The following is a 24950-nucleotide window of genomic DNA, read 5'->3' as shown; positions in this document are numbered from 1 at the left end:
GCTTAGGGGGCGTCGCGGTATTCAACATAGGCGCGGGCGCGCAGTTCTTGCGCCCACTGGCGGTAAGCGTCTTCGGTTTTTTTCTCGCGCAGGGCGTAGCGCGCCATTTCGCGTTGCTCACGCGGGCTGGGTTGCACTTGGCGGCGTTCCATCAGTTGGATAAGGTGGACACCAAAACGCGATGCCAAGGGCTGGCTGATTTCGCCCGGTTGCAGCGCATTGAGTACCGCTTCAAACTCGGGCACGTAGCGCCCCGGTGCGGCCCAACCCAAATCGCCGCCTTCTTTAGCGCTGCCATCTTGCGAGTGTTCGCGCGCCAAATCAGCGAAATCGGCCTGTCCGGCCAGCACGCGGCGGCGGTAATCGGCCAAACGCGCGGCAGCAGCGGCCTCGCTCAGTTGCGGTGTGGCGCGCAGCAAGATATGGCGCGCGCGGTTTTGCGTAATCGGCGGCAGTTTGCTGTTGCTGGCCTTGTCCACCACCTTCAGGATGTGGAAACCCGCCGCCGAACGCAGTGGTCCCGCCACGCCACCAATAGACAGGTTTTGCACCGCCTGAGCGAACAGTTCCGGGTAACGCTCCGCCGGGCGCAGCCCCATCAGGCCGCCTTGGGCGCGCTCGGGGCCAGCGGAATGCTCACGCGCCAGCGCTGCAAAATCTGCCCCAACGCGCGCTTGCTCGGCCACCTGTTGCGCCAAGGCTTGGCGCTGGGCCAGCCCTTCGGGGCTGGGGTTTTCGGGTACGGCTATCAGGATGTGACCTAGGTTGAGTTCTACGGCCAGCGCTTGGCCGCCGGTTTGTTCGCGCAGGAAGGCATCGGCCTCGACATCCGTCACGCGCACGCGCGCATCGACTTCGCGCTCGCGCAGGCGCTGTTGCAATAGCTGGCGGCGCAGGTCTTGGCGGAAACGCTCGGGTGTCACCCCATCTTGGGCCAAGCGGTGCAGCATTTCTTCGCGGCTAACGCTGTTTTGGCTGGCCACCAATTGCTCGGCTTGGGTCACGGCCAAGTCATCGACCTTGATGCCGTTTTGCTCAGCTTGCTGTAATTGGATTTTTTCCAAAATCAGGCGCTCTAGCACTTCGCGCTCTATCAGGGCGCGCGGTGGTGGGTTGGGTTGACCGGCCAGTTGTTGCAACACTCTGGCCAGCCGGGTTTGCAGCTCGTTGTAGGTGATAGGCTCCGAGTTGACCACGGCCACGATGTAATCGGCTTGGCGCACGGCAGGGCGGGCGGTGGCGGTGGGCAAGGCCAGCGGTGCAGACAAGGCGCGCGACAAACTGGGGCTGCTGCCACCAGCAGGCGCAGCGCGCAAGCCTTGTGCGTTGGCCCCCAAGGTGGCAAAAGAGGCCAAACAGGCCAGTCCCAAGGCAAAGACACGGTGGTTCATGGCAAAAAATTCTTCTCAGTCGTAGTTGCTGAAGCGGCTGGGCGTACTGACTTGTTCACGCAGATACTGGTAGCGTGGGATATTTTGTTTCAGGCTGGTGAGTGGGTTAGAACCCAGCGTCAGGCGCGAGAAGCCGATAAACTCTAGTTGAAACAGCAGCCGGGTGTTGCTGCTCTGGAGGGTGTTTTGCAGGCGCTCTAATACCACGCGGCCAATCCAGCAGCAGCTGTCGTACTCTAGCCCGACCACGGTATCGACCAATTTGCGGTCTTGCAGACTGTAATTGAGGCGGCCCACGCTGTACCAGCGGCCCCCACCTTGGCCACGGCCTGGCCCCAAATCTAGCCCCTTGTCGCCCCACAAATCATTGAGCGGCCATTGCCAGCCGACATCCAATTGCTCGCTGGTGCCGCGTTGCAGCCGGTAGGCGGCATTGACGGTGCGGTAATGGCTGGGGCTGTAACGCGCGCCCACCGTAGTACGAATGGACTGGCTGGTTTTGGGGTTGAACTGCACCGTCGAATCTAAGCCCCACTGCGGTGTCCATTGCACGCCAGCACCCAACAGCAAATCAGACAGGCGCTCGTCCAGCGCTGGTGCGCCCGGCAAGGTCACGTTTTGGTCCGAAAAGCGCAGGCGCTGGGCAATGCCAAAGCGCGCTGCCTCGGCCCCGGTGCTTGGGTCTAGCAGGCGGGTGGTCACGCCCAAAGTGAGCAGGTTGTTGTCGGCCAAGCGGTCGTGGCCGCCAAAGGCGTTTTCGGTGTAGATGGTGGCAAAGTTGAAATCGTTGGCGGCCGTGTCATAGACCGGCAACAGGCGCTGGTCGCGGTAGGGGGTATAGGTGTAAAAAGCGCGCGGCTCCAGCGTTTGCAGAAAGTTGCGCCCAAAATAGCTGGCATCGCGTTCAAACACCAAACCGCTATCCAAGCTGAAGGTGGGCAACACGCGGCTGTAAGAGCGGCGCGCATCGGCCAGTGGGCTGTCAAACTCGTATTGCGTGGCGTGCAGTTGCAGTTTGGGCACTAAAAACCCAGCAGCGGCCAGATAGGGGCGGCTGATTTGGGCCAAGGCATAGCTGCGGGTGGCATTGGGTTGGCCGGTCAGGCTGCGCTGCGCCTGAAAGCGCGTGGCATCAGCCTCTAGGTTGACATCGAACACGCCCCACTGTGGCGGCGCATAACGCCAGTGCAATTGCGGTAGCCGGTCGTAGGGCGGCACGATGGGGGCCGTCACATCCTGCAAGGTTTGCCATTTGAGGGTACGCAGTTGCAAGCCCATATCACCCGCATTCCAACTGAGTTGGGCATCTGCGGGCAATAAACGCTGGGTCAGTTGCGTACCCGCACGCGAGAAATCGCGCCAGTAGGCATCATCACTGACGCGCTCTAAATTCAGGTTCAGGCCGATACCGCCCAGAGGGCTAGGGATGCCCGCTTGGTGCTTGATGCCATAGCTCCAGCGGTCTCGGTGGCGTAGCCGGTCGGAGGGCAGAAACTCGCCATGCAGGGTGCCTTGGTAGCTTGGCTCTAGGTAGCGGAACTCGGCCCCGGCTTGCAAGCCACGCTTGGCCATAATGGCCGCGCGCAAGGTGGCATCGCGGTTGGGGGCGATGTTCCAGTAATAAGGTTGCTCGTACTCTAGGCCATTGATGCTGTTGATACCAATTGTGGGCGGCAACAGGCCCGATTTGCGTTTATCCGACAGCGGAAAGCTGATGTAGGGCAAGGGCAAAATCGGCACGCCCTGAAACTCCAGCACAGCGCCTTCGGCCCGGCCCACCTCTTCGGCCATATCAAGGTGGATATTGTCGGCGCGCAACATCCAGCCGGGCTTCCAAGTAGCCTCGTCGGTGCGCTGGCAGGTGGTGTAGGTGGCTTGGCGCACGATGGAGCGGTCACGGTCTAAAAAATCAACCCGTGCGGCCTCGCCGTGGGCGGCATTGCGTAAAAATTGGTAGCGGGCTTGGTCAAAAAAGCCTTCAAAGGCGTTCACGCGCAGTTCTAGCAGCGTGCCTTCATAGACATTGCCTGCCCGGTTGATACGCACTTGGCCCTGCGCCTGCAAAAAGTCTTCGGGCACGGTGTATTCCATGCGCTGGGCGCGAATCACGGTGTCGGCGCGGCGCAACTCGGCATCACCCTCCAGCACGGCGCGCACATCGGGCTGGCCTTCGAGATGCTCTGCCGAGACAAAGGCAGGCATCTGCGCGCGCACTGCGTCTGGAATGGTCTCTTGTAGCTGGCTGCTGGCGCGCAAAACCAAGGGCGCTGGCGTGGCGGGCTCCACGGGCGCATCCCCCTCTTGGGCCAAGGCCAAACAAGGCCACAAACACCAAACAGCCGCCCACTGCGGCACCGGTGCCCACAATAAACTGGGGGCGTTACGGGCAGAAAAACGCACCGATGAAAAGGGAGTGCGAAGCAGGTCGGGCAAGGGAATTCATCCAGAGGAAAGCAGCAGGGGTGCCGTTAAAACCAGCAACCACCCATTACCCGCACCAAACAGGCCGGGTTTGTAGGTGCCGATTATCCACATGCACACCACTAGATGCCCAAAAATAGGCCCAGCTGTTGTAGAGTCTGCGCCGAAACGGCAAAACTCAGGCCGTTGCCTCTTTTTTACCATTCCATCTACCAAGGAACGCCCACATGCCAGAACGCAAAACGATTGAAAGCTGCCTCAAGAGCTACGACGGTTATATTGATTTTTGGAGCGACGATGCCAACGATACCGAGCAACTCTACAAACTGCGCGACCACATCCATGACCGTCTGGGCGAACTCAACCCGGCACAACAAGCCGAGCTACGCAAAATAGACGACAAGCTGCTCAAGCTGGTCAACGACAACCGCGACAGCCAAAGCTGGGATGCGGTAATGTTGCGTAAGACCGGCGTGCTGGTCAAAGACGAGCGCTACTAAGCCGTACCAACACGGCATGGTGCAGGCTGGGTTTGTAGAATCCAGCCCGCCATGAGCCACCCCTCCTCCCCCACCCCCTTCGCCCTTTCTACCCCTTCTGCCACCAGCGTCACTTGGGCCGACAGCGCCCGACAGGCAGCCTGTGCCACTTGGCTGGCCGCACTGGCTGGCCCCCACCAGTTGCTGCCCGAAACCCTGCGCCCAGCTTCGGCCGATGCCAGCTTTCGGCGCTACCTGCGCCTAGACACGCGCAGCGGCCACAGTTGCATCGTCATGGATGCGCCACCCGATAAAGAAAACTGCCAGCCTTTTGTGCAAGTGCAAGCGCTGATGCAGCAAGCCGGTTTGCACGTGCCCGAGATTTTGGCCTGGAACGAAGCCGACGGCTTTATGCTGTTGAGCGATTTGGGCCAACACACCGCCATCGAACAGCTGGCCCCCGAGCGCCCGCAAGACGCCTACGCTTACTACCAGCAAGCCACCGACACCCTGCTGCAATGGCAATTGGCCTCGCGCCCCGACGTACTGCCTCCCTACGACGAGGCAGTATTGCGCCGCGAGCTGGCGCTGTTTCCCGAGTGGTACATCGCCCAACACCGCGCCCTGACGCTGGACGCGCAGCAACAAGCCATTTTGCAGCGTGCTTTTGATGACATCGTGGCCGAGAACCTCTCGGTGCCCAGCGTGTTTGTCCACCGTGACTTCATGATGCGAAACCTGATGACCCCCACCACGGCAGGCGGGCCATTGGGCGTGCTGGATTTTCAGGATGCGCTGTATGGCCCCATCACCTACGATATTGCCAGCTTGCTGCGCGATGCCTTTATCAGCTGGGAAGAAGGTTTCGTGATTGACATCACGGTGCGCTACTGGGAAAAAGCGCGCAAAGCCGGACTACTGGGGGCCAATAGCCCCAGCGGTTGGGGCGCTGATTTTGGCGAGTTTTACCGCAGTGTGGAGTGGATGGGCTTACAACGCCACTTCAAGGTGGCTGGTATTTTTGCCCGCCTGACGCTGCGCGATGGCAAACCCAAATACTTGGCCGATGCACCGCGCTTTATCCACTACATTCGCTCCACCAGCCAGCGCTACCGCGAGCTGCTGCCGCTCAGCCGCCTGATAGACCAGATTGAAGGCACGCCAGCCCCAGTAGGCTATGCCTTTGGTCGCGTCTAAGCCCACGCCACCGCCAGCCCGCCACAGGACTACCCCCATGCCACGTTTTTATTGCCCGGTTACGCTGTTGCCCGGCACCGAGATTGACCTGCCCGCTGGTGCGGCGCGCCATGTGCAAGTGTTGCGCCTGCAACCGGGCGACAGCATCACCCTGTTTCATGGCGGATTAGAAGGCACAGGCCCCGGCGGCGGCGAATTTACGGCCACCGTGCTACGCATGGGCCGCAGTGAGGTACAAGTACGCATCGACACCCACCACGCCATCGAGCGCGAAGCCCCACGTGCCATCCACCTGCTGGCTGGCATTACCGCCAACGAGCGCATGGATTGGTTGGTCGAAAAAGCCACCGAACTGGGCGCGGCCAGCATCACGCCGCTGCTGGCCGAACGCAGTGTGCTCAAACTCAAGGGCGAACGCGCCGAGAAAAAACTCGCCCACTGGCAAGCCGTGGCCGTGGCCGCCTGCGAGCAATGCGGACGCAACCGGGTGCCGCGCATCCATGCAGCCCAAACTTTGACCGATTGGCTGGGCCAGCACCCCAGCACCGAAGGCAGCGGGCAGCGGCGGGTGCTGTCTTTGCGCCCCGACAGCCAAGCGCTCACGTCACTGGCAACCAGTGCTGGGCCAGTGTGGTTTTTGTCTGGCCCCGAAGGCGGGCTAAGCGCCACCGAAGAGCAGCTGGCCTTAGCGCACGGCTTTATCCCCACCAGCTTGGGGCCACGGGTGCTGCGCGCCGAAACAGCCCCTCTGGCCGCCTTGGCGGCACTGGGCTGGTGCTAAACAAGCCAGAACTTAGCGCGACTTGTCGGTATCTTTGGGGTCGGCTTCAATTTTGCTTTTGAGTATAGAAACAAAAGCCACACTGGCCACCACCATGATGCCAATGCCAATGATGCTCATCAGGCCATAGTCCGTGGTAAAAAGGTCATTTAGTAGCTTCATCAGCAGCACCCCTCTGGTTGAAAATAAAAAACCATTGTAGGGGGCAAAACAGGCTGTATCTATGGCAAAAGATAGGCTTTGCGCTTTGGCTGCTGCTGCGCCAGACCTTGGTGCTGGGTCTCACCCAGTCGTTTGCCTGCACGCCGGGCTTGGCACTGCGTGTAAACCTTGATTTTTTGCCTATTTATCTGGGCAAATAATTCGATACAGTCGGTGGCAGCTCCATTTCGTTCTTTTCTTTTCATCCTTTGAGGTTTTCTGCATGACTGCACGTACCGCCATCCACCGCTTGCAAGTGGCCCAGAGCCTGCAACGCTTTATTGACGAGCAAGTGTTGCCCGGCACCGGCATTGACAGCGCCAAGTTTTGGCAAGGTTTTGATGCCATCGTGGCCGATTTGGCCCCACGCAACATCGCCCTGCTGGCCGAGCGCGACCGCCTGCAAGCCGAGTTGGACAAATGGCACACGGCCAACCCCGGCCCCATCACCAACATGGCGGCCTACCGCCAGTTCTTGGAAACCATTGGCTACTTGGTGCCCCAACCCGCCACCGCCCCCGCCAGCACCCGCAATGTCGATGATGAGCTGGCGATTCAAGCTGGCCCACAACTGGTGGTGCCGGTACTCAACGCCCGTTATGCCCTCAACGCGGCCAACGCGCGCTGGGGCAGTCTGTACGACGCGCTGTATGGCACCGATGCCATCCCCGAGACCGACGGTGCCGAAAAAGGCCAAGGCTACAACCCCGTGCGCGGCGCCAAGGTAATTGCCTTTGCCCGCAATGTGCTAGACCAAGCCGCGCCGCTGGCCGCTGGCTCGCACCAAGATGCTGCTGGCTACCGCATCGAGGGCGGCCAATTGCTGGTAACGCTCAAAGACGGCAGCAGCACCGGCCTGAAAGATGCCGCCCAACTGGCGGGCTTCCAAGGTGAAGCAGCGGCCCCCAGCTCGGTGTTGCTGGTCAACAATGGCCTGCATTTGGACATCATCATCAACCGTGCTACCCCGATTGGCCAATCGGACGCTGCCGGTGTGGCCGATGTGGTGCTAGAAGCAGCCCTGTCCACTATTTTGGATTTAGAAGACTCGGTGGCGGCCGTGGATGCCGAAGACAAAGTGCTGGGTTACAGCAACTGGCTCGGTATCCTCAAAGGCACGCTGACCGAATCGTTTGAAAAGGGTGGCAAGCAGCTCACGCGCGGCCTCAACCCCGACCGTGTTTACAGCGCACCCCAAGGCGGCGAAGTGCGCCTGCATGGCCGCAGCCTGATGTTTGTGCGCAACGTCGGCCATCTGATGACCAACCCGGCCATCCTCTACACCGCCGCCGATGGCAGCGTGAAAGAAATCCCAGAAGGCATCATGGATGCCGTGGTCACCACCACCATTGCCCTGCACGACCTGCAAGGCCACGGTGCCAACGGTATCCGCAACAGCCGCAAGGGCAGCGTGTATATCGTCAAGCCCAAAATGCACGGCCCGGCCGAAGTGGCATTTGCCGCCGATTTGTTCAGCCGCGTGGAGCAACTGCTCGGCCTGCCCGACAGCACCGTCAAGCTGGGCATCATGGACGAAGAGCGCCGCACCAGCGTCAACCTCAAGGCTTGTATCGCGGCTGCTGCCAGCCGCATCGCCTTTATCAACACCGGCTTTCTGGACCGCACCGGCGACGAAATGCACACGGCCATGCTGGCTGGCCCGATGATTCGCAAGGGCGACATGAAGACCAGCGCTTGGATTCAAGCCTACGAGCGCAGCAACGTGCTGGTCGGCCTGACGATGGGTCTGCGCGGCAAGGCGCAAATCGGCAAGGGCATGTGGGCCATGCCCGACCTGATGGCTGCCATGCTGGAACAAAAAATCGTCCACCCCAAGGCCGGTGCCAACACCGCTTGGGTGCCCAGCCCCACCGGCGCGACGCTGCACGCGCTGCACTACCACCAAGTCAAGGTGGCCGACATCCAAATCGAGCTGGAAAAAACCAGCGCCGATGCCGTGCGCGACGACCTGCTCACCGGACTGCTCACCATTCCGGTCAGCAGCAACCCCAACTGGAGCGATGTTGAAAAGCAGCAAGAGCTGGACAACAACATCCAAGGCATTTTGGGCTATGTAGTGCGCTGGGTGGACCAGGGCGTGGGCTGCTCCAAAGTGCCCGACATCAACGACATCGGCCTGATGGAAGACCGCGCCACGCTGCGTATCTCCAGCCAGCATGTGGCCAATTGGCTGCACCACGGCATCGTCACCGAGCAACAAGTGCGCGCCACCTTTGAACGCATGGCCGCCAAGGTGGACAAGCAAAACGCCGGTGATGCGCTGTACCAACCGATGGCCGGTCACTTTGAGACCAGCATGGCCTACCAAGCCGCGCTGGATTTGGTGTTCAAGGGCAAAGAGCAACCCAGTGGCTACACCGAACCGCTGCTGCACGCTTGGCGTTTGAAGGTCAAAGCGGCGCAACGCGCAGCCTAAGCCTAAAAAGCGGTGCCTTTGGGCGCCGCTTTGGGCGCTCAACCGAGGGCAGCGGTACTACACTGTGCCGCAACGCTGCAAGGAATGCCCTACCATGCCCAATGGATTGCCCGAAAAAGACGACCCCCTGTTCCAATGGTCACGGCGCATGACGCGCTCTTTGGCCGATGTGGACGCACGCATTGCCCGGTTGGCCTTATTTTTGGATGTGGATTTATCCTCGCACAATGAGGCGGTAATAGAGCAGCTGATTGAGCGCACCCACCCGCTGTTCCAACGCTACCAACACAACCCCGATGTGCCACTGACCGATGACCACGGGCGCGAACGCCACACGCTAGAAGAACTGCGCGGCCTGCTGGTGGTGCGCTGCAACATGATGGCCAATATGCTCAATGAACTCGGGCTAGAGTTAAGCACGCAAATTGCCTCCGCCGCCGAAGACCACTTAGACCGGCTAGGCTTTAAGCCGGGTGCCGATGGCTTCACCCTGCTGCCTCGGCGCAAGCCCTAAGCACCGGTGCAGGCTGGCAGCGCGGCCCCGTAAAATCGGCTTATGCTCTCTGCCAAACACGAACTGCTGGCCGCCTTAGCGGCTGAACTAGAACAACTCTCCCCCGGTGCTGGTGCCAAGGCGGCGTTTGAATCGCCCAAAGTGGCGGCGCATGGCGATTTTGCCTGCACGGCCGCCATGCAATTGGCCAAGCCGCTCAAGCTCCACCCGCGCGCCTTGGGTGAGCAACTCAAAGCAGCGCTAGAAGCCACGGCCGCCTTTCAGCGCTGGGTGGCCGCAATTGAAATTGCTGGCCCCGGCTTTTTGAACATCCGCCTACTGCCCGCCGCCAAGCAGCAAGTGGTGCAAGCCGTGTTGGCCCAAGGGCCACAATTTGGTGACCAACCCGCGCGTGGCGAAAAAATCTTGGTCGAGTTTGTCTCGGCCAACCCTACCGGCCCACTGCACGTCGGGCATGGTCGCCAAGCCGCCTTGGGCGATGCCATTTGCAACCTGTACGCCAGCCAAGGCTGGAGCGTGCAGCGCGAGTTTTATTACAACGATGCAGGTGTGCAAATCGACACCCTGACCAAAAGCACCCAACTGCGCGCCAAAGGCTTCAAACCCGGTGACGACTGCTGGCCGATAGACCCAGAAAACCCCGCCGCCAAAAATTTCTACAACGGCGATTACATCCAAGACATTGCAGCCGCCTTTTTGGCGAAGGCCACCGTCAAGGCCGATGACCGCGAATTTACCGCCAATGGCGATGTGGAAGACTACGACAACATCCGCCAGTTTGCCGTAGCCTACCTGCGTAACGAGCAAGACAAAGACTTGCAAGCCTTCCAGTTGCGCTTTGACGAGTATTACCTCGAATCGAGCCTCTACACCAACGGCCATGTCGAGGCCACGGTGCAGCGCCTGATTGCCAATGGCAAAACCTACGAGCAAGATGGCGCGTTGTGGCTCAAGTCCACCGACTACGGCGACGACAAAGACCGCGTTATGCGTAAGCAAGACGGCAATTACACCTACTTTGTGCCCGATGTGGCTTACCACATCCAAAAATTTAAGCGTGGCTTTACCAAAGTGGTCAACATCCAAGGCACCGACCACCACGGCACGATTGCGCGGGTGCGCGCCGGTTTGCAAGCGGCTGATGTGGGCATTCCGCAAGGCTACCCCGACTATGTGCTGCATACGATGGTGCGTGTGGTCAAGGGCGGCGAGGAAGTCAAAATCAGCAAGCGTGCTGGCAGTTATGTCACGCTGCGCGACCTGATTGAATGGACAAGCAAAGACGCGGTGCGCTTCTTTTTGCTCAGCCGCAAGCCCGATACTGAATACACCTTCGATGTCGATTTGGCTGTGGCGCAAAACAACGACAACCCGGTCTATTACGTGCAATATGCCCATGCGCGCATCTGCTCGGTGCTGCGCGCTTGGCAAGAGCAAGGCGGGGCGGGTGTAGCGGCACTGCAAAACGTCGATTTATCGGCGCTGCAAGGCCCACAAGCCCAAGCCCTGATGCTGCTGCTGGCCAAATACCCCGAAATGCTCACCGCAGCCGCTGCGGGCAACGCACCGCACGATGTCACCTTCTACCTGCGCGAGTTGGCCGCCAGTTACCACAGCTATTACGATGCCGAGCGCATCTTGGTAGAAGACGAGGCGGTGAAGCTGGCCCGGCTGGCGCTGGTGGCAGCCACCGCCCAAGTGCTGGCCAATGGCTTGGCCGTGTTGGGGGTATCAGCTCCCGAGCGCATGTAATCGGATAACAGGCATGGCCGTCAATTACCCCATCCTGAAGGATGGGGCTTGAAGCCGAAAGGATTTAAGCCAAGTTGACCAGGGAAAGCGGTAACCAGCCCGCTACGTTGACAACAGGTCGTTGAGACGCACCAGCAAATGCTTCCTCAGTTTGCTGCTCTGCAAGGTTTTGATCATGCTGGGCCAAGGTAAAAGCCCGAAGGTTGAAACCGCAGCTTGTAAAAGCTGGAGCCGGTTGTGGACATTCCCGAGGGGAGCGACATCGCAAGATGTCCGTCACTAGGCCCGTAAGGGCTGACTAGCTGGAAAGACAGCTGATTTTTTGGAGAGATACGTGGCAGTTTTTGTGTTGGATTCCCAAGGTAAGGCATTGATGCCCTGCACCGAAAAGCGCGCCCGGCTGCTGCTGGCGCGTGGTCGGGCGCGGGTGCATCGCCTTGTGCCGATGGTCATCCGACTCACAGACCGTGCAGCGGATACCTGCACTTTTCAGCCACTGCGTTTGAAACTCGACCCCGGCAGCAAAACTACCGGCTTGGCTTTGGTGCGCGATGCTGAAATCATTGACCAGCAAAGCGGCGAAGTGCAAGTTACTGCCGTGGTGCTGAACTTGATGGAGTTAATCCATCGTGGCAGACAAATTTCCGAAGCCTTAACCGCTCGCCGCCAGATGCGCCGTCGGCGTAGAAACCAGTTGCGCCACCGTGCGCCGCGTTTTCTCAATCGCGGCAACCAAAAAGAAGGTTGGCTGGCCCCCTCGTTGCAACACCGGGTCGATACCTGCATGGCGTGGGTGCGACGCATCCAACGCTGGGTACCACTTAAAGCCATCAGCTCTGAGCTGGTGCGCTTTGATATGCAAGCCCTGCAAAACCCGAAAATCTCGGGCATCGAATACCAGCAAGGCACTTTATTCGGCTACGAACTGCGCGAGTACCTGCTGGAAAAATGGGGCCGCCAGTGCGCGTATTGCGATGCCCAAGACGTTCCGTTGCAAATCGAACACATCCACCCCAAAGCGCAGGGCGGCAGCAATCGGGCTTCTAACTTAACGCTGGCTTGCGCCTGCTGCAACCAGAAAAAAGCCGCGCGTAGCATTGAAGATTTTTTGGCCAAAGACCCCAAGCGTCTGGCCAAAATACTGACACAGGCCAAACAGCCCTTGCGCGATGCAGCAGCCGTCAATGCTACCCGCTGGGCGCTGGCGAATGCGCTGCAAGCCACCGGCTTGCCGGTCGAACTGGCTTCGGGTGGTCAAACCAAATTCAACCGTTGTACGCTGGGTATCCCGAAAACCCATGCACTCGATGCTGCTTGCGTCGGGAAAATACAAGCCATCGAAAACTGGCAATGTCCCACCTTAACCCTCAAGGCCACAGGCCGAGGCAGTTACCAACGCACAAGGCTGAACAAATTTGGCTTTCCAAGGGGCTACCTCATGCGCCGTAAACGGGTGCATGGTTTTGGCACTGGCGACATGGTACGCGCCGAAGTGCCCTCGGGGGTCAAAGCTGGCATCCACATCGGTCGTGTGGCGATTCGAGCCAGTGGTTCTTTTAACATCCAAAGCTACCAAGACGGACAATCCGTCGTGGTGCAAGGCATCAGCCACAAACATTGTCGCGTGATTCAGCGTGGTGATGGCTATGGCTACTTCTTCAACCGGGCCAACAGCGCAAAACGTGAACCGGCAAGGCCCCAAGCCAGGAACGCTGTGCGTTCCGCGCTCTGCCTCCCCGGCATGAATGCCGAGGTTTCACGCGCACACTGATGAAACAACAGCAACAAGGCGGCACCATTCTGGGCTTTATTTTGGGCTTGGTGGTGGGTTTGGGGGCCGCCTTTGCGGTGGCCGTCTATGTCACCAAAGTACCGGTGCCCTTTTTGAACAAAGGTGCCGTGCGTGGCACGGGCCAAGATGCCGCCGAAGACGAAAAGAACAAAACTTGGGACCCCAATGCGCCCTTGTATGGCAAAAATCCGGCCCGCATCATCCCGGCCGAGCCTACCGAACCGGCCCCAGCGGCCAGCGCTGTAACAACCACCCCACCCGCAGCGGCCAGCACCGACACCAAAGCGGCCCATGCCAAACCAGAAGTCAAAACGGCTGAGAGCAAGCCGCCCACCGAGGCCAAGCCCGCCCCCACACCAGCGCCAGCCAGCGCCTCGGCTGCGGCCAGTGCCGACCCACTGGGCGATTTGGCCAAGAGCCGGATGCAAGCCAGCAATACGGCCAGCAACAGCACCGCAGAAGACCCCTTCACCTACTTCGTGCAAACTGGCTCCTTTGGCAGCCAAAACGATGCCGAAGCCCAACGCGCCAAACTGGCCATGCAAGGCTTAGAAGCACGCATCAGTGAGCGCGAACAAGGCGGGCGCACGGTGTTTCGGGTGCGTTTGGGGCCGTTTGGCAAACGCGGCGATGCCGAGCAACTCAAGGGGCGGCTCGATGGCTCAGGGGTGGATTCGGCCTTGGTGCGCGTGAACCGCTGAACTTTTGCCCCGCACTGACTCTCTGAACCTCATTCACTCTCCTTGGAGTATTTTTTTAATGAAACGCCGTGACTTCTCTCTGACTGCTGCCGTGGCCTTGGCCGCTCCCCTGCTGCCTTTATCAGCCCAAGCGCAGGCTGCCACGCCCAAAGAAGGCAAGGATTACCACAAGCTGACCAAGCCGGTCAATACCGATGCACCCGCTGGCAAAATCGAGGTGCTAGAGTTCTTTTGGTACAGCTGTGGCCACTGCCATACTTTTGAACCCCTGTTCAACAGTTGGAGCAAAGCAGCACCGGCCAATTTGGTGGTGCGCCGGGTGCCGGTGGCCTTCAATGCCAGCTTTGTACCCGCGCAAAAGCTCTACTACGCTTTAGAAGGCTTGGGCAAAGTCGAGCCGCTGCACGCGCGGGTGTTCCGTGCCATCCACGTTGAGAAGCAAAAGTTGGCCAAAGACGAGGACATCATGGCCTGGGTCGCCAAGCAGCCCGAGTTGGACCTGGCCAAGTTCAAAGAGATGTACCAATCCTTCACCGTAGCCAACCAAGTGCGCCGCGTCACGCAATTGCAAGAAGCCTACAACGTCGAGGGCACCCCCTCGATGGGGGTGGCCGGACGTTATTACACCGATGGCACCTTGGCTGGCAGCTTGCAAGCGATGTTGCAGGTGGTCAACCACCTTGCCAGCCTCAAGGCTTAACACCGGTCTAAGCCGGTTTAGCGGCCTTGCGCGCTACGGTTGGCCAGCCTGTACCCTGTACGCAGGCCGGTAAATGGTGGGGCGCTCGGCCACCAAAGCACTGCTGATGCCGTGCAAAGATTCTGAGTGGCCAATAATCAGATGCCCATCGCGCTTGAGATAGGGCAACAAATTGGCAATCACTTTTTGCTTGGTTTCTTGGTTAAAGTAAATCAGCACGTTGCGTAAAAAAATCACATCAAACAAACCGGGCACGCGCTGCGGTTGCAGCAGGTTGCAGTACATAAACTGCACCCGTTCGCGCAGTTGGCGTGCCACCAACAACATCCCTTGCTGGTCTAAGATACCCTTGAGGCAGTATTTTTTCAGCAACGCGGGCGGAATGCCATTGGTGCGTTCTAAAGAATACAGCCCCCGGTGCGCTGCCGATAATACTTTGGTGCTGATGTCCGTGCCCACAATCTCCCAGCTGCCTTGGCCCAAACCCAAGGTATCGGCCAACACCATCGCGGTGCTGTAAGCTTCTTCGCCGCTGGACGAGGCGGCACTCCAGACCCTAAAACCACCTTGGCGACCACAGCGCGCGGCTTTCTCGCGCAAAAAATCAAAATGCTGTGGCTCGCGGAAAAAATAAGTCTCGTTGGTGGTGATTAAATCCACCATCGTTTGGCGCTCCTGCGCTTGGGCCTCTTGGCTCAGGTGCTGAAAATACTCGCCAAAGCTGCGTAGCCCCAATGCGCGCAAGCGCTTGGCCAGCCGCCCGACCAGCAACACCTTTTTCGCCTCCGATAGACTGATGCCCGCAATATCAAAAATCAGCTTTTGAAACTGCGAGAACTCCCGGCTAGAAATAGAATCTTCGCCATACAACAGGAAGTCTTCCATAGTGGGCCTCACTCGGTTTGAAGAGATGAGCGCACAGCTATTTCGGGTAGCCACAAAATGCGGTCTATATCCAAGACCACGACAAATTGCTGCCTGATATGTGCCATGCCCTGAATAAAATCGCTACGCAGGTGGGTGCCAAACTCGGGTGCTGGCTCTATCGCTTGGGGTGCAATTTCTAGCACTTCAGACACAGCATCGACCACCACGCCCATTTTTTGCGGGCTGGTGTTTTCTAAAGCGGCATCATGGTGCTGGGTTTCGACCACCACAATGCAGGTGCGCTTACTGCTGGGCCGGGGTGTGCGCTCAAAGCGCACCGCCAAATCAACCACGGGTACCACGCTGCCGCGCAGATTAATCACGCCGCGAATCAAGGGCGGCACCAAGGGAACCTCGGTCAGGGCGTGGTACTCGATGATTTCGCGGATGGCCAAAATGCCCATCGCAAACATTTCCTCACCCACATAAAAGGTGAGGTATTGCTGTGGGTCAGTGCCTGCCGCCAGCAGCGCTTGTTGGGCTGCTGTGGGCGAGGCAAAACTGGGCAATTTTGGGCTGGTCATGGCCGCACCTCCGCCAAAAAGGACTAAAAACGCACGAAATGGGACTCGTCAGGGTGGTTGCTGATGCTGGCAGTGCTTGCCATGACAGGTTGTCGGTTCAGGCCGCCGATACGCAATGGGCTGGCAGGGGCTTTTTTGCCTGCATTCCAGCTGGCATTGGTATTGGTGCTGGCATTGCTGGCAGGTTTGGCGTTGCTGCGCCCTTGCTCGGCCACATAGAAGAACGACATGGTCTCTTGCAGGCTGATGGCCTGGGTGGACATCTCTTCTGCCGTGGCGGCCAGCTCTTCGGAGGCGCTGGCGTTTTGCTGCGTGATTTGGCTCAACTGGCTCATGGCGGTGTTGATTTGGTTCACGCCCACGGTTTGCTCTTCGGAGGCGGCGGTAATCTCTTGCACCACATCGGCGGTTTTTTGCGTGGCCGGCACGATTTCATCCAGCAGCTTGCCCGCTTTTTCGGCCATGCCCACGCTGTTGACGGCCAATTGGCCAATCTCTTGCGCCGCCACTTGGCTGCGCTCGGCCAGTTTGCGCACCTCGGCGGCTACCACGGCAAAGCCTTTGCCATGTTCACCGGCACGCGCGGCCTCAATGGCTGCATTGAGCGCCAGCAGATTGGTTTGGTAGGCGATGTCGTCGATGATGCCAATTTTCTTGGCAATTTGCTTCATGGCCAGCACGGTATCGTTGACGGCCTTGCCACCTTCGGCGGCTTTGCTGCTGCCCTGTGCCGACATGCCATCGGCAATTTTGGCGTTTTCGGTGTTTTGTTGGATGGATGAAGCCATCTCGTTGATGGAGGCCGAGGTCTCTTCGACCGAGGCGGCTTGCTCGCTGGCGGCTTGCGACAAAGATTGCGAGGTGGAAGACACTTGCGCCGTGGCCGAAGCCAAGGTTTCGGCGGTGGCACTGACATCGCTAATCGTTTGTGCCAGCTTGGTCACCATATTGTTCATGCTTTCTTTGACGGTTTTAATTTCGCCCTTGTAGTCGCCTTGCACGGTTTTGCTCAGGTCGCCGTTTTCCATCGCCGCAATCACGGTGACGATTTCATCGACTGGCTGCGTAATACCATCTAAGGTTTGGTTAATGCCATTGACCAAATTCTTAAAATCGCCTTGGTGTTTACTGGCATCGGAGCGCACATGCACCATGCCATTGGCTCCGGCTTGAATCAGTACATTGGTGTCGGCAATCACGGCCTCAATGGATTGCGTCATGCGCTGCATGGCCGCCATTAAACTGCTGCTGTCACCAGCATGTAGATTAATTTTGCTGCTTAAATCACCCACTGCAATCCGGTTGGCAATATCAACCGCTTCGTCGGGTTCGCCACCCAGCTGGCGCAATACCGAGCGCGTTACCACCCAACTGATGATGCCCACGGCAGTCAGGGTTAAAGCAGCAATCAACAAAGACAAGGTGAGCGCACGGTCTTTGGTGGCCACGGCATCTTCCATGCCTTTTTTACCCAAATTCACGTTGTAGGCAAAGAGTTCTTCAATTGCATTTTCAAGTTGGGCACCAATTACACTGGCCTGCACCGACATGGCTTTGGATTTTTCTACGCCTTCGGCACCATTGCGTACCTCTTTGATGACGGCAAACAACAGTGGCTCATATTCGGAAAAAATTTTACTGACCCGCTGTAATAAGACGCGGTCTTTGTCGTCCACGACGGTTTTTTCGTAGTCTTTTAGACCTTGCAACAGCGCTTCGCGGTTTTGACGCGCTGATTTTTCCAGGGCTATCAACTCTTCTTCTTGGTGCATCACCATCATGCGATTGGCACTCAGGCGCAGATTGAGGAAATCTTTTTGCACATGGGCCAAAATCACCAAAGCGGGCACGGTGTTTTCGCTGGTAAAGCTGGAAGCCTGAAAGACATGCTGCATGTCTTTTTGCGCCAAGCCGGTCAGCATGGCAATGCCAATCAAGGCCGACCCTGCCAAGAGGCTCATTTTTTTGGTCACGGTCAGTTTCATGGTACCTCCCTTTTTTGCTCAAAATAACGCGGGCCACCCATAGTCCTTGCTATGGTGCGGGCGCTTTGTGGCCGCTGCTGTGGTATTGGCGGCCATCGCGGTGTGTCACATATTGCACCAAACTGGGTACATCTATGATCAAGGCCACGCGGCCTGTGCCCAAAATCGTAAAGCCACTGATGCATGCAATGCCCTGAAACACGGCCCCCAAGGGGCGAATCACGGTTTGGTGTTCGCCTTGCAGGGTATCGACCACCAAGCCCGCCCGGCGGCCCGCGCAGTTGACCACCACCACGTTCTCGCGCAGCACGGGCTGCAATAAAAATGCCAGTTCGGGGTCTAGGTTGCTGAGGTCTTGCTCTGATGGGACCGGGGGCGGGGTATCGGCAATGGCAAACAACTGTTTCAGGCGGATAAAGGGCAGCAGCTCGCCACGCAAATTAAGCTGGTCGCGGCCTTGGGCGGCCTGCATTTCTTCGGTGGTCAGCTCGACACATTCATCCAGCATGTCCAGCGGAATCACAAACGAGGAGCCACCCACGCCGACCAAAAAGCCGTCAATAATGGCCAAGGTAAGCGGCAGGCGGATACGGATGGTGGTGCCCACGCCTTCGGTGCTGTCAATTTCGGTGCTGCCGCGCAGTGCGGTGATATTGCGCCGCACTACATCCATACCAACACCGCGCCCCGATAGGTTGTTGACTTGGTCGGCGGTAGAAAAGCCCGGCTCAAAAATCAGCTGGTGGATTTCGTTGTCGGACAGGGTTTGCTCGGGCTTGACCAAACCGCGCTCTATGGCTTTGGCCAAAATACGCTCTTTGGGCAGCCCCCCCCCATCGTCCGAGACTTCTATCACGATGCTGCCCGACTCGTGGTAAGCGTGCAAACGCAGCGTGCCTTGGGCTGGCTTGCCGCGTGCCAAGCGCACGTCTGCTGGCTCAATGCCGTGGTCTATGGAGTTGCGTACCAGATGCGTCAGGGGGTCACTGATTTTCTCAACGACGGTTTTATCCAGCTCAGTCTCCGCGCCGCTGATTTCCAAGGCAATGTCTTTGCCGATTTCTTTAGAGACATCGCGCACCACGCGCTGAAATTTGTTAAAGGTGGCCCCAATTTGCACCATACGCAGCTGCAAAGCAGAATCGCGCACGTTTTCTACCAGCCGGTTCATGACCGAGGCGGCCTCTAGCAGCTCGGGGCTGGCGCTTTTGAGCGCGCACAGGTTGACACTGGCACTGGCAATGATGAGTTCGCCCACCAAGTTGATATGTTCATCCAAGGTTTGCGCGTTGACGCGAATCAGACCAGCATCGGGGCTGCTTTTGTTCTCTTTAGGGCGTGCCGGGGCCAGTACGGCGGTGCTGGAGCTGCTGGAGCTACTGGTGGCCGCTGGCGCTGGTGGCGGCGGTGCAGGGGCTGCTGTGGCGGTTGTGGCGACTGCTGGGTCAGCCTCGGTGCTAAGGTGGGCGCGCAGATACGCCTCGGCCTCGGTGCGGGTCAGGCTGGCGCATTCCACCAAGCGCTGGCTGTGTTGCTGCTGGGCTTGGGCAGAGCCATCGTGGCCGATGAAGTAATCAGCCAGTGGGCTGTGCGGCGGCAAGATGCGAATCTGGGCATCGTGGCGCACAAACTCAAACACGTTCTCAATCGCGGCTTGGTCGGCTTGGCTGTCGTAGCAGATTTCAAAACCGAGGTAGCAGTCTTCGGGGTTCATCTCCTCGGGGTTGGGGATAGCCTCACTGAGGGTGACGATATGGATGATTTGCCCCAGCGTGCCCAAGTATTGCAAAAAGGCTACCGGGTCCATGCCATCGCGCAGCACCTGCGGCCCAAAGCGCAACGAGATATGCCAATGGCTGGTGGTGGCGCAATCGCTGGCGTTGTCCGGCGCTGCTGGGCTGGTTGCCACAGCGGCGGGGGCGGGCGCAGCTTGTTCAGGTTCAGCGCTAGGGGGAGTGGCGCAGGCATGGGCGCTGAGTTGAATGCGCTCCATCAGGGTTTGGCTGTGCTGGTGAACCTCGGAGCCGGGCGCTTGCTTCTGCGCTACCAACTCAATCAGGGTGCCGATATGGTCGCACACTTCTAGCAACAGGGCCACCAACTCGCGCGTGATTTGCAACTCGGCAGCACGCAGTTTATCGAGCAGGTTCTCGGCGCTGTGGGTAAACACCACCAGATGGTCAATGCCAAACAGCCCAGCTGAGCCTTTGATGGTGTGCGCGGCCCGAAAGATGGCATTGACCAAATCGCTGTCGTGCGGGGCTTGTTCAATCCGCAGCAGCGCCTGCTCCATGTTGTCAAGGAGTTCACGGCTTTCGCTGATAAACGTTTGCAGAGCGTCGTCCAGATTCATGCAACGGCCCTCGGGGTTGAGTACAGACAGCTATAGGTGACCACTATCAAGCATAAAGACCATGTTGTCTATACTAACAATGGCATGGGGATATAGCCGTTACATCTACTTATGCTAAGAATTTATGTTACGCACCACGGCCATTGCTTCATCCACCCGCTCCACCGCATGGATGGTCAGGCCCTCTATCGGTTTTTTGGGTGCGTTGGCTTTGGGCACCACCGCCACGCTAAAACCCAGTTTGGCCGCTTCTTTCAGGCGCTCTTGACCGCGTGGTGCCGGGCGCACTTCACCGGCCAGCCCCACCTCGCCAAAGGCCAAAAAGCCCTTGGGCAGTGGTTTACCGCGCAAGCTGGAGCTAATGGCCAACATGACGGCCAAATCAGCCGCTGGCTCGCTGATACGCACGCCGCCCACGGCATTGACAAACACATCTTGGTCGGCACAGGCCACACCGGCATGGCGGTGCAGCACCGCCAGCAGCATGGCCAAGCGGTCCCGGTCTAGGCCCACCGACAAACGCCGAGGGCTGGGGCCACCGCCATCGACCAAGGCTTGGATTTCTACCAGCAAGGGGCGTGAACCTTCTAGCGTCACCAGCACACAGCTGCCGGGCACCGGCTCGCTGTGTTGGCTTAAAAAAATGGCGCTGGGGTTCGTCACGCCTTTCAGACCCTTTTCGGTCATGGCAAACACGCCAATTTCGTTGACCGCGCCAAAGCGGTTTTTGATGGCGCGCACCAAGCGGAAGCTGCTGTGCGTATCGCCCTCAAAGTAAAGTACCGTGTCCACCATGTGTTCTAGCACCCGTGGGCCAGCCAATGCGCCTTCTTTGGTCACATGGCCCACCAGCACCACCGTGACCCCAGAGGATTTGGCCATGCGCGTCAGGTGGGCCGCGCATTCGCGCACTTGGGCGACCGAGCCGGGGGCCGAACTCAATTGGTCTGAATACACGGTTTGAATCGAGTCAATCACTGCCACCGCTGGTTGCACTGCCTCAATGGTGGCCAGGATTTTTTCTAGCTGAATCTCGGCCAGCACCTGCACTTGGCTTTGATGCACCCCTAGCCGCCGCGCACGCAGGGCTACTTGGGCACCGCTTTCTTCGCCCGTCACATACAAGGTGGGTAGGCCGGTGCGTTGCAGCGCATCCAAGGCTTGTAACAGCAAAGTGGATTTGCCAATGCCGGGGTCGCCGCCTATCAGCACCACGCCGCCCTCGACAATGCCGCCGCCCAACACGCGGTCTAGCTCCTCAATGCCGCTGGGCGTGCGCGCCATGTCGGTGGCCTCTAGGGCGGCCAGCGGTGTGACCGGTTGGGCAGCAGCCAGCCCCACATGTTGGCTGGCGCTATAACGGTTTTTAGACGGCACGGCACTGGCCGCCAGCGATTCGGTCAGGGTGTTCCAAGCGCCACAGGCAGGGCATTTGCCCAACCAGCGTGTGCTGGTGCCGCCACACTCGTTGCAGGTAAAAATGGTTTTTTCTTTGGCCATGTGGCCCCCCAAAAAAAGAAACCCGCCACCAGGGCGGGTTAAGGACACGGTTGCAGTGCAAAAATCAGGCAGCAGCTAACCAGTAGCCCGCATTGAAGGGGCTGCTCATACGCAGTGCCAGCGGCGAAATATCTACCAGCTTGTCGGTGGGCAGTGCCTCATCGACTGGCAGCTCGACACCCAACGCCAGAGCGGGGGCATCAGTGGCCTCAACGGCCCGTTCTACTTGGCCAAGGGATGCAGAACGGGCTACAGAAAAGAATAGAAGCAACGGAAGGCAATTTTGCGCTCGGCCCAATAATCGGCGGCATCGCGGAAAATATCCAGCAGTTGTTCGCGCGCTTCTTTATCAAACTTGGCAGTGATAGGAATTTGCTCTAGTGCCACGACAAAACCGGGCTGCGGCCCCGAGCGGTGCAGCGGGTCGGTCATGCCGTCGTACAGGGCATCAAAATTTTTGCCGTGCTGTGCCGGAAAGGTAAATTGTTGGGCGATTAAATCCAGCACATCTTGCTTAGACTGTGCATGGGCGAGGTTGGCATAAAGAAAATGGTGTCCCAGTGCTACGGCGGCCTCTTGCAAGTCCTGTACGCGGAAGGCGCGAATGGATTGCACAATATTGGCGCGCACACGCTGCAATGGGTTGTCCTGATCTTTACGAAGTGGCATGTCCATCTCCGCTTCTCTTTCTTAAAGTCCAAAAACTGGGGAGGCCCCAACCCACTGCAACGGGTGGCGTCGGGAAAGATGGCTTACATAAACCAAGTCCGCGCAGACGGCGGGTTGGCAGACAAACGGGTAAAAAAACACACTCAAAATACGGGTTTACCCGAAAAAATCAAGCCGCTAGTGTGACGCAAACCCCCCTAAAAAGCAAGGGCCTGCCCAATATTTAGGCAGGCCCTAAGGGCAAAAAAATGGGGCGGCGCACCGCCCCCAGCTGCATGGATTTAGCGTTGCACTAGCGCTGCACGTTGGCGTCGGCCACGGTCAAGGCCGTCATATTGACGATGCGGCGCACAGTGGCGCTGGCCGTCAAAATATGCACCGGCTGCGCTGCGCCTAGCAGCACCGGGCCAATGGCAATATTGCCACCAGCAGCGGTTTTGAGCAGGTTGTACGAGATATTGGCCGCATCAATATTGGGCAACACCAGCAAGTTGGCATCGCCCAACAAGCTGCTGTGGGGCATCAGGGCAGCGCGGGCTTTGCCATCCAAAGCCACATCGCCGTGCATTTCGCCATCCACCTCTAACCACGGGGCTTGCACTTGCAGCAGCGCCAGCGTCTCGCGCATTTTGACAGCGCTGGGTTGGTTGCTAGAGCCAAAGTTAGAGTGGCTGAGCAGCGCTACCTTGGGCTTGATACCAAAGCGCATCATCTCTTCGGCAGCCATGATGGTGATTTCGGTCAGTTGCTCGGCGGTGGGGTCGTAGTTGACGTGGGTATCGACCAAAAATACTTGGCGGTCGGGCAGCAGCAGGCCATTCATGCAGGCATAGGTGTTGCAACCGGCGCGCTTGCCAATCACTTGGTCAATGTAGTTCAGGTGCATCGGGTTGGTGCCCCAAGTGCCGCAAATCAGGCCATCGACTTCGCCTTTGTGCAACAGCATGGCCCCAATTAGCGACAGGCGACGGCGCAGCTCAATTTTGGCAATCGGCACGGTGATGCCTTTGCGCTCGGTCATGCGGTGGTAGGTTTGCCAGAAGTCGTGGTAGCGGTGGTCGTTTTCGACGTTCACCACATCGTAATCTTGGCCTTCCTTGAGGCGCAGGCCAAATTTTTCGATGCGCTGGGCAATCACGGGTGGGCGACCAATCAGGGTCGGGCGGGCCAGGTGTTCGTCCACCACAATTTGCGCGGCGCGCAGTACGCGCTCTTCTTCGCCCTCGGCGTAGGCCACGCGCTTGCGCTGGGCTTTTTTGGCCGCTTGAAAAATCGGCTTCATGGTGGTGCCCGAAGCATAGACAAAGCTCTCTAGCTGCTCGCCGTAGGCCACCATATCGGCAATCGGGCGCTGGGCTACGCCACTGGCAGCGGCAGCTTGGGCCACGGCGGGCGCAATTTTCATCATCAAGCGCGGGTCAAATGGCTTGGGGATGAGGTAATTGGGGCCAAAGGCCAGCGGCTCGCCCGCATAGGCAGCGGCCACTACTTCGCTTTGCTCGGCCTGCGCCAACTCGGCAATCGCATGGACGGCGGCAATTTCCATCTCCACTGTGATGGTGGTGGCACCGCAATCCAAGGCTCCCCGGAAGATGTAGGGGAAGCACAGCACGTTGTTGACTTGGTTCGGGTAGTCCGAGCGCCCCGTGGCCATGATGGCATCTTGGCGCACTGCCCAAACATCTTCGGGCTGGATTTCGGGGTTGGGGTTGGCCAAGGCAAAAATTAGCGGCTGGGGGGCCATTTTGGCCACCATGTCTTTTTTCAGTACGCCACCAGCAGACAGGCCCAAGAACACATCGGCGCCTTCAATCACCTCGCTCAGGGTACGTTGCTCGGTTTTTTGGGCAAAGACGATTTTGTCTTCGTCCATCAGTTCGGTGCGGCCTTGATACACCACACCGGCCAAATCCGTCACCCAGATGTTCTCACGTGGGATGCCCAATTTGACCAGCAGCCCCAAGCAAGCCAACGCAGCCGCGCCTGCACCTGAAGTGACCAGCTTGATTTTTTTCGGGTCTTTGCCCGCCACTTTCAGGCCGTTCAGGATGGCCGCGCCCACCACAATCGCGGTGCCGTGCTGATCATCGTGAAAGACCGGAATTTTCATGCGCTCGCGCAGTTTGCGCTCAACATAGAAACAATCGGGCGCTTTGATGTCTTCTAAGTTGATGCCACCAAAGGTAGGCTCTAGCGCGGCAATGATTTCGACCAGCTTTTCCGGGTCTTTTTCGTTGATTTCGATGTCAAACACATCAATGCCCGAGAACTTTTTGAACAGTACCGCTTTGCCCTCCATCACCGGCTTGCCTGCCAGCGGGCCAATGTCGCCCAAGCCCAGCACCGCCGTGCCATTGGTGACGACACCCACCAAGTTACCCCGGCTGGTGTACTTGAAAGCGGCTGCTGGGTCTTTAACGATTTCTTCGCACGGCGAGGCCACGCCGGGCGAGTAGGCCAGCGCCAAATCGTGCTGGTTGACCATCTGCTTAGTGGCAGCAATGGCAATTTTGCCGGGCTTGGGAAACTCGTGGTATTCCAAGGCAGCGCGGCGCAATTGGGCTTTTTTATCGGGCGTATTGGCCGAGGTGGATTCAGGCATCGTGCTTTTCCAACGGGTGGTGGA

General features: G+C 58.6%; 21 protein-coding genes. 10 read left to right on the top strand and 11 right to left on the bottom strand.

Features of this window, described 5'->3' with window-relative positions:
• Positions 1-2 precede the first annotated feature (2 nt).
• The gene (locus PHX60_RS09735) at positions 3-1391 is read right to left on the bottom strand and encodes a peptidylprolyl isomerase (RefSeq protein ID WP_300077080.1); all 1389 of its coding nucleotides are present in this window, start codon (positions 1389-1391) and stop codon (positions 3-5) included.
• Positions 1392-1406: 15 nt separating this feature from the next.
• Complete coding sequence (locus tag PHX60_RS09730; RefSeq protein WP_366144376.1) at positions 1407-3719, bottom strand: LPS-assembly protein LptD; 2313 nt, start codon at positions 3717-3719, stop codon at positions 1407-1409.
• Positions 3720-4039: 320 nt separating this feature from the next.
• On the opposite strand from PHX60_RS09730, the gene PHX60_RS09725 reads away from it, so the two are divergent.
• Genes PHX60_RS09725 through PHX60_RS09715 form a run of 3 tightly spaced genes read left to right on the top strand, consistent with a single transcriptional unit; the run spans position 4040 to position 6269 of the window.
• Positions 4040-4312, top strand: a complete 273-nt coding sequence (locus PHX60_RS09725; RefSeq protein WP_300077079.1) for a hypothetical protein — start codon at positions 4040-4042, stop codon at positions 4310-4312.
• Between the two features lie 51 nt (positions 4313-4363).
• Positions 4364-5488 (top strand): phosphotransferase, encoded by a 1125-nt coding sequence (locus PHX60_RS09720; protein ID WP_300077078.1) that lies wholly within the window; start codon positions 4364-4366, stop codon positions 5486-5488.
• 37 nt (positions 5489-5525) lie between these two features.
• Complete coding sequence (locus PHX60_RS09715) at positions 5526-6269, top strand: 16S rRNA (uracil(1498)-N(3))-methyltransferase (RefSeq protein WP_300077077.1); 744 nt, start codon at positions 5526-5528, stop codon at positions 6267-6269.
• Between the two features lie 12 nt (positions 6270-6281).
• Here PHX60_RS09715 and PHX60_RS09710 read toward each other — a convergent pair whose 3' ends face one another.
• On the bottom strand, positions 6282-6431 hold the full coding sequence (locus tag PHX60_RS09710) for a DUF3149 domain-containing protein (protein ID WP_300077076.1): 150 nt from the start codon (positions 6429-6431) through the stop codon (positions 6282-6284).
• A 17-nt stretch (positions 6432-6448) separates the two neighbouring features.
• Here PHX60_RS09710 and PHX60_RS09705 point away from each other — a divergent pair, with 17 nt between their 5' ends.
• The 7 genes from PHX60_RS09705 (at position 6449) to PHX60_RS09675 (ending at position 14366) form a co-directional block, all read left to right on the top strand.
• Complete coding sequence (locus PHX60_RS09705; RefSeq protein WP_300077075.1) at positions 6449-6631, top strand: hypothetical protein; 183 nt, start codon at positions 6449-6451, stop codon at positions 6629-6631.
• Between the two features lie 62 nt (positions 6632-6693).
• Positions 6694-8907 carry a malate synthase G gene (locus PHX60_RS09700; RefSeq protein ID WP_300077074.1) on the top strand — a complete coding sequence of 738 codons (2214 nt, stop codon included), beginning with the start codon at positions 6694-6696 and terminating at the stop codon, positions 8905-8907.
• A gap of 94 nt (positions 8908-9001) precedes the next feature.
• On the top strand, positions 9002-9421 hold the full coding sequence (locus PHX60_RS09695) for a hypothetical protein (RefSeq protein ID WP_300077073.1): 420 nt from the start codon (positions 9002-9004) through the stop codon (positions 9419-9421).
• Between the two features lie 42 nt (positions 9422-9463).
• Positions 9464-11173, top strand: a complete 1710-nt coding sequence (gene argS / locus PHX60_RS09690) for an arginine--tRNA ligase (protein ID WP_300077072.1) — start codon at positions 9464-9466, stop codon at positions 11171-11173.
• Positions 11174-11507: 334 nt separating this feature from the next.
• The gene (gene iscB / locus PHX60_RS09685; protein WP_300077071.1) at positions 11508-12944 is read left to right on the top strand and encodes an RNA-guided endonuclease IscB; all 1437 of its coding nucleotides are present in this window, start codon (positions 11508-11510) and stop codon (positions 12942-12944) included.
• Positions 12944-13666: an SPOR domain-containing protein gene (locus PHX60_RS09680; RefSeq protein ID WP_300077070.1), complete on the top strand. Its 723-nt coding sequence runs from the start codon at positions 12944-12946 to the stop codon at positions 13664-13666. The genes iscB and PHX60_RS09680 overlap by 1 nt, the downstream gene beginning before the upstream one ends.
• A 58-nt stretch (positions 13667-13724) precedes the next feature.
• Entirely contained in the window at positions 13725-14366 is a 642-nt protein-coding gene (locus PHX60_RS09675; RefSeq protein ID WP_300077069.1) for a thiol:disulfide interchange protein DsbA/DsbL, read from the top strand.
• A 33-nt stretch (positions 14367-14399) separates the two neighbouring features.
• Here PHX60_RS09675 and PHX60_RS09670 read toward each other — a convergent pair whose 3' ends face one another.
• The 8 genes from PHX60_RS09670 to PHX60_RS09635 all read right to left on the bottom strand — a co-directional run bounded on the left by PHX60_RS09670 (position 14400) and on the right by PHX60_RS09635 (position 24926).
• The gene (locus PHX60_RS09670; protein ID WP_300077068.1) at positions 14400-15251 is read right to left on the bottom strand and encodes a protein-glutamate O-methyltransferase CheR; all 852 of its coding nucleotides are present in this window, start codon (positions 15249-15251) and stop codon (positions 14400-14402) included.
• Between the two features lie 8 nt (positions 15252-15259).
• On the bottom strand, positions 15260-15817 hold the full coding sequence (locus PHX60_RS09665) for a chemotaxis protein CheW (RefSeq protein ID WP_300077067.1): 558 nt from the start codon (positions 15815-15817) through the stop codon (positions 15260-15262).
• A gap of 23 nt (positions 15818-15840) precedes the next feature.
• Entirely contained in the window at positions 15841-17802 is a 1962-nt protein-coding gene (locus tag PHX60_RS09660; protein WP_300077066.1) for a methyl-accepting chemotaxis protein, read from the bottom strand.
• Positions 17803-17851: 49 nt separating this feature from the next.
• Positions 17852-20155: a chemotaxis protein CheA gene (locus PHX60_RS09655; RefSeq protein ID WP_300077065.1), complete on the bottom strand. Its 2304-nt coding sequence runs from the start codon at positions 20153-20155 to the stop codon at positions 17852-17854.
• Positions 20156-20269: 114 nt separating this feature from the next.
• Entirely contained in the window at positions 20270-21655 is a 1386-nt protein-coding gene (gene radA / locus PHX60_RS09650) for a DNA repair protein RadA (RefSeq protein WP_300077064.1), read from the bottom strand.
• Positions 21656-21719: 64 nt separating this feature from the next.
• Positions 21720-21926, bottom strand: a complete 207-nt coding sequence (locus PHX60_RS09645; RefSeq protein WP_300077063.1) for a hypothetical protein — start codon at positions 21924-21926, stop codon at positions 21720-21722.
• A complete protein-coding gene (locus tag PHX60_RS09640) occupies positions 21905-22330 on the bottom strand; it encodes a barstar family protein (RefSeq protein ID WP_300077062.1) in 426 nt (141 codons plus the stop codon). The genes PHX60_RS09645 and PHX60_RS09640 overlap by 22 nt, the downstream gene beginning before the upstream one ends.
• Before the next feature lie 286 nt (positions 22331-22616).
• Positions 22617-24926 carry an NADP-dependent malic enzyme gene (locus tag PHX60_RS09635; RefSeq protein WP_300077061.1) on the bottom strand — a complete coding sequence of 770 codons (2310 nt, stop codon included), beginning with the start codon at positions 24924-24926 and terminating at the stop codon, positions 22617-22619.
• Positions 24927-24950: the final 24 nt, after the last annotated feature.

This window comes from Giesbergeria sp., from assembly GCF_028686475.1.
Taxonomy (GTDB): Bacteria; Pseudomonadota; Gammaproteobacteria; order Burkholderiales; family Burkholderiaceae_C; genus Simplicispira.
This window is presented reverse-complemented; position numbering and strand designations above follow the sequence as displayed.

Coding starts and splice junctions, on each gene's coding strand:
- PHX60_RS09680 (WP_300077070.1), top strand. CDS start 12,944: ATGAAACAACAGCAACAAGGCGGCACCATTCTGGGCTTTATTTTGGGC.
- PHX60_RS09660 (WP_300077066.1), bottom strand. CDS start 17,802: ATGAAACTGACCGTGACCAAAAAAATGAGCCTCTTGGCAGGGTCGGCC.
- argS (WP_300077072.1), top strand. CDS start 9,464: ATGCTCTCTGCCAAACACGAACTGCTGGCCGCCTTAGCGGCTGAACTA.
- PHX60_RS09710 (WP_300077076.1), bottom strand. CDS start 6,431: ATGAAGCTACTAAATGACCTTTTTACCACGGACTATGGCCTGATGAGC.
- PHX60_RS09735 (WP_300077080.1), bottom strand. CDS start 1,391: ATGAACCACCGTGTCTTTGCCTTGGGACTGGCCTGTTTGGCCTCTTTT.
- PHX60_RS09725 (WP_300077079.1), top strand. CDS start 4,040: ATGCCAGAACGCAAAACGATTGAAAGCTGCCTCAAGAGCTACGACGGT.
- radA (WP_300077064.1), bottom strand. CDS start 21,655: ATGGCCAAAGAAAAAACCATTTTTACCTGCAACGAGTGTGGCGGCACC.
- PHX60_RS09640 (WP_300077062.1), bottom strand. CDS start 22,330: ATGGACATGCCACTTCGTAAAGATCAGGACAACCCATTGCAGCGTGTG.
- PHX60_RS09720 (WP_300077078.1), top strand. CDS start 4,364: ATGAGCCACCCCTCCTCCCCCACCCCCTTCGCCCTTTCTACCCCTTCT.
- PHX60_RS09700 (WP_300077074.1), top strand. CDS start 6,694: ATGACTGCACGTACCGCCATCCACCGCTTGCAAGTGGCCCAGAGCCTG.
- PHX60_RS09675 (WP_300077069.1), top strand. CDS start 13,725: ATGAAACGCCGTGACTTCTCTCTGACTGCTGCCGTGGCCTTGGCCGCT.
- PHX60_RS09655 (WP_300077065.1), bottom strand. CDS start 20,155: ATGAATCTGGACGACGCTCTGCAAACGTTTATCAGCGAAAGCCGTGAA.
- PHX60_RS09665 (WP_300077067.1), bottom strand. CDS start 15,817: ATGACCAGCCCAAAATTGCCCAGTTTTGCCTCGCCCACAGCAGCCCAA.
- PHX60_RS09670 (WP_300077068.1), bottom strand. CDS start 15,251: ATGGAAGACTTCCTGTTGTATGGCGAAGATTCTATTTCTAGCCGGGAG.
- PHX60_RS09695 (WP_300077073.1), top strand. CDS start 9,002: ATGCCCAATGGATTGCCCGAAAAAGACGACCCCCTGTTCCAATGGTCA.
- PHX60_RS09635 (WP_300077061.1), bottom strand. CDS start 24,926: ATGCCTGAATCCACCTCGGCCAATACGCCCGATAAAAAAGCCCAATTG.
- PHX60_RS09715 (WP_300077077.1), top strand. CDS start 5,526: ATGCCACGTTTTTATTGCCCGGTTACGCTGTTGCCCGGCACCGAGATT.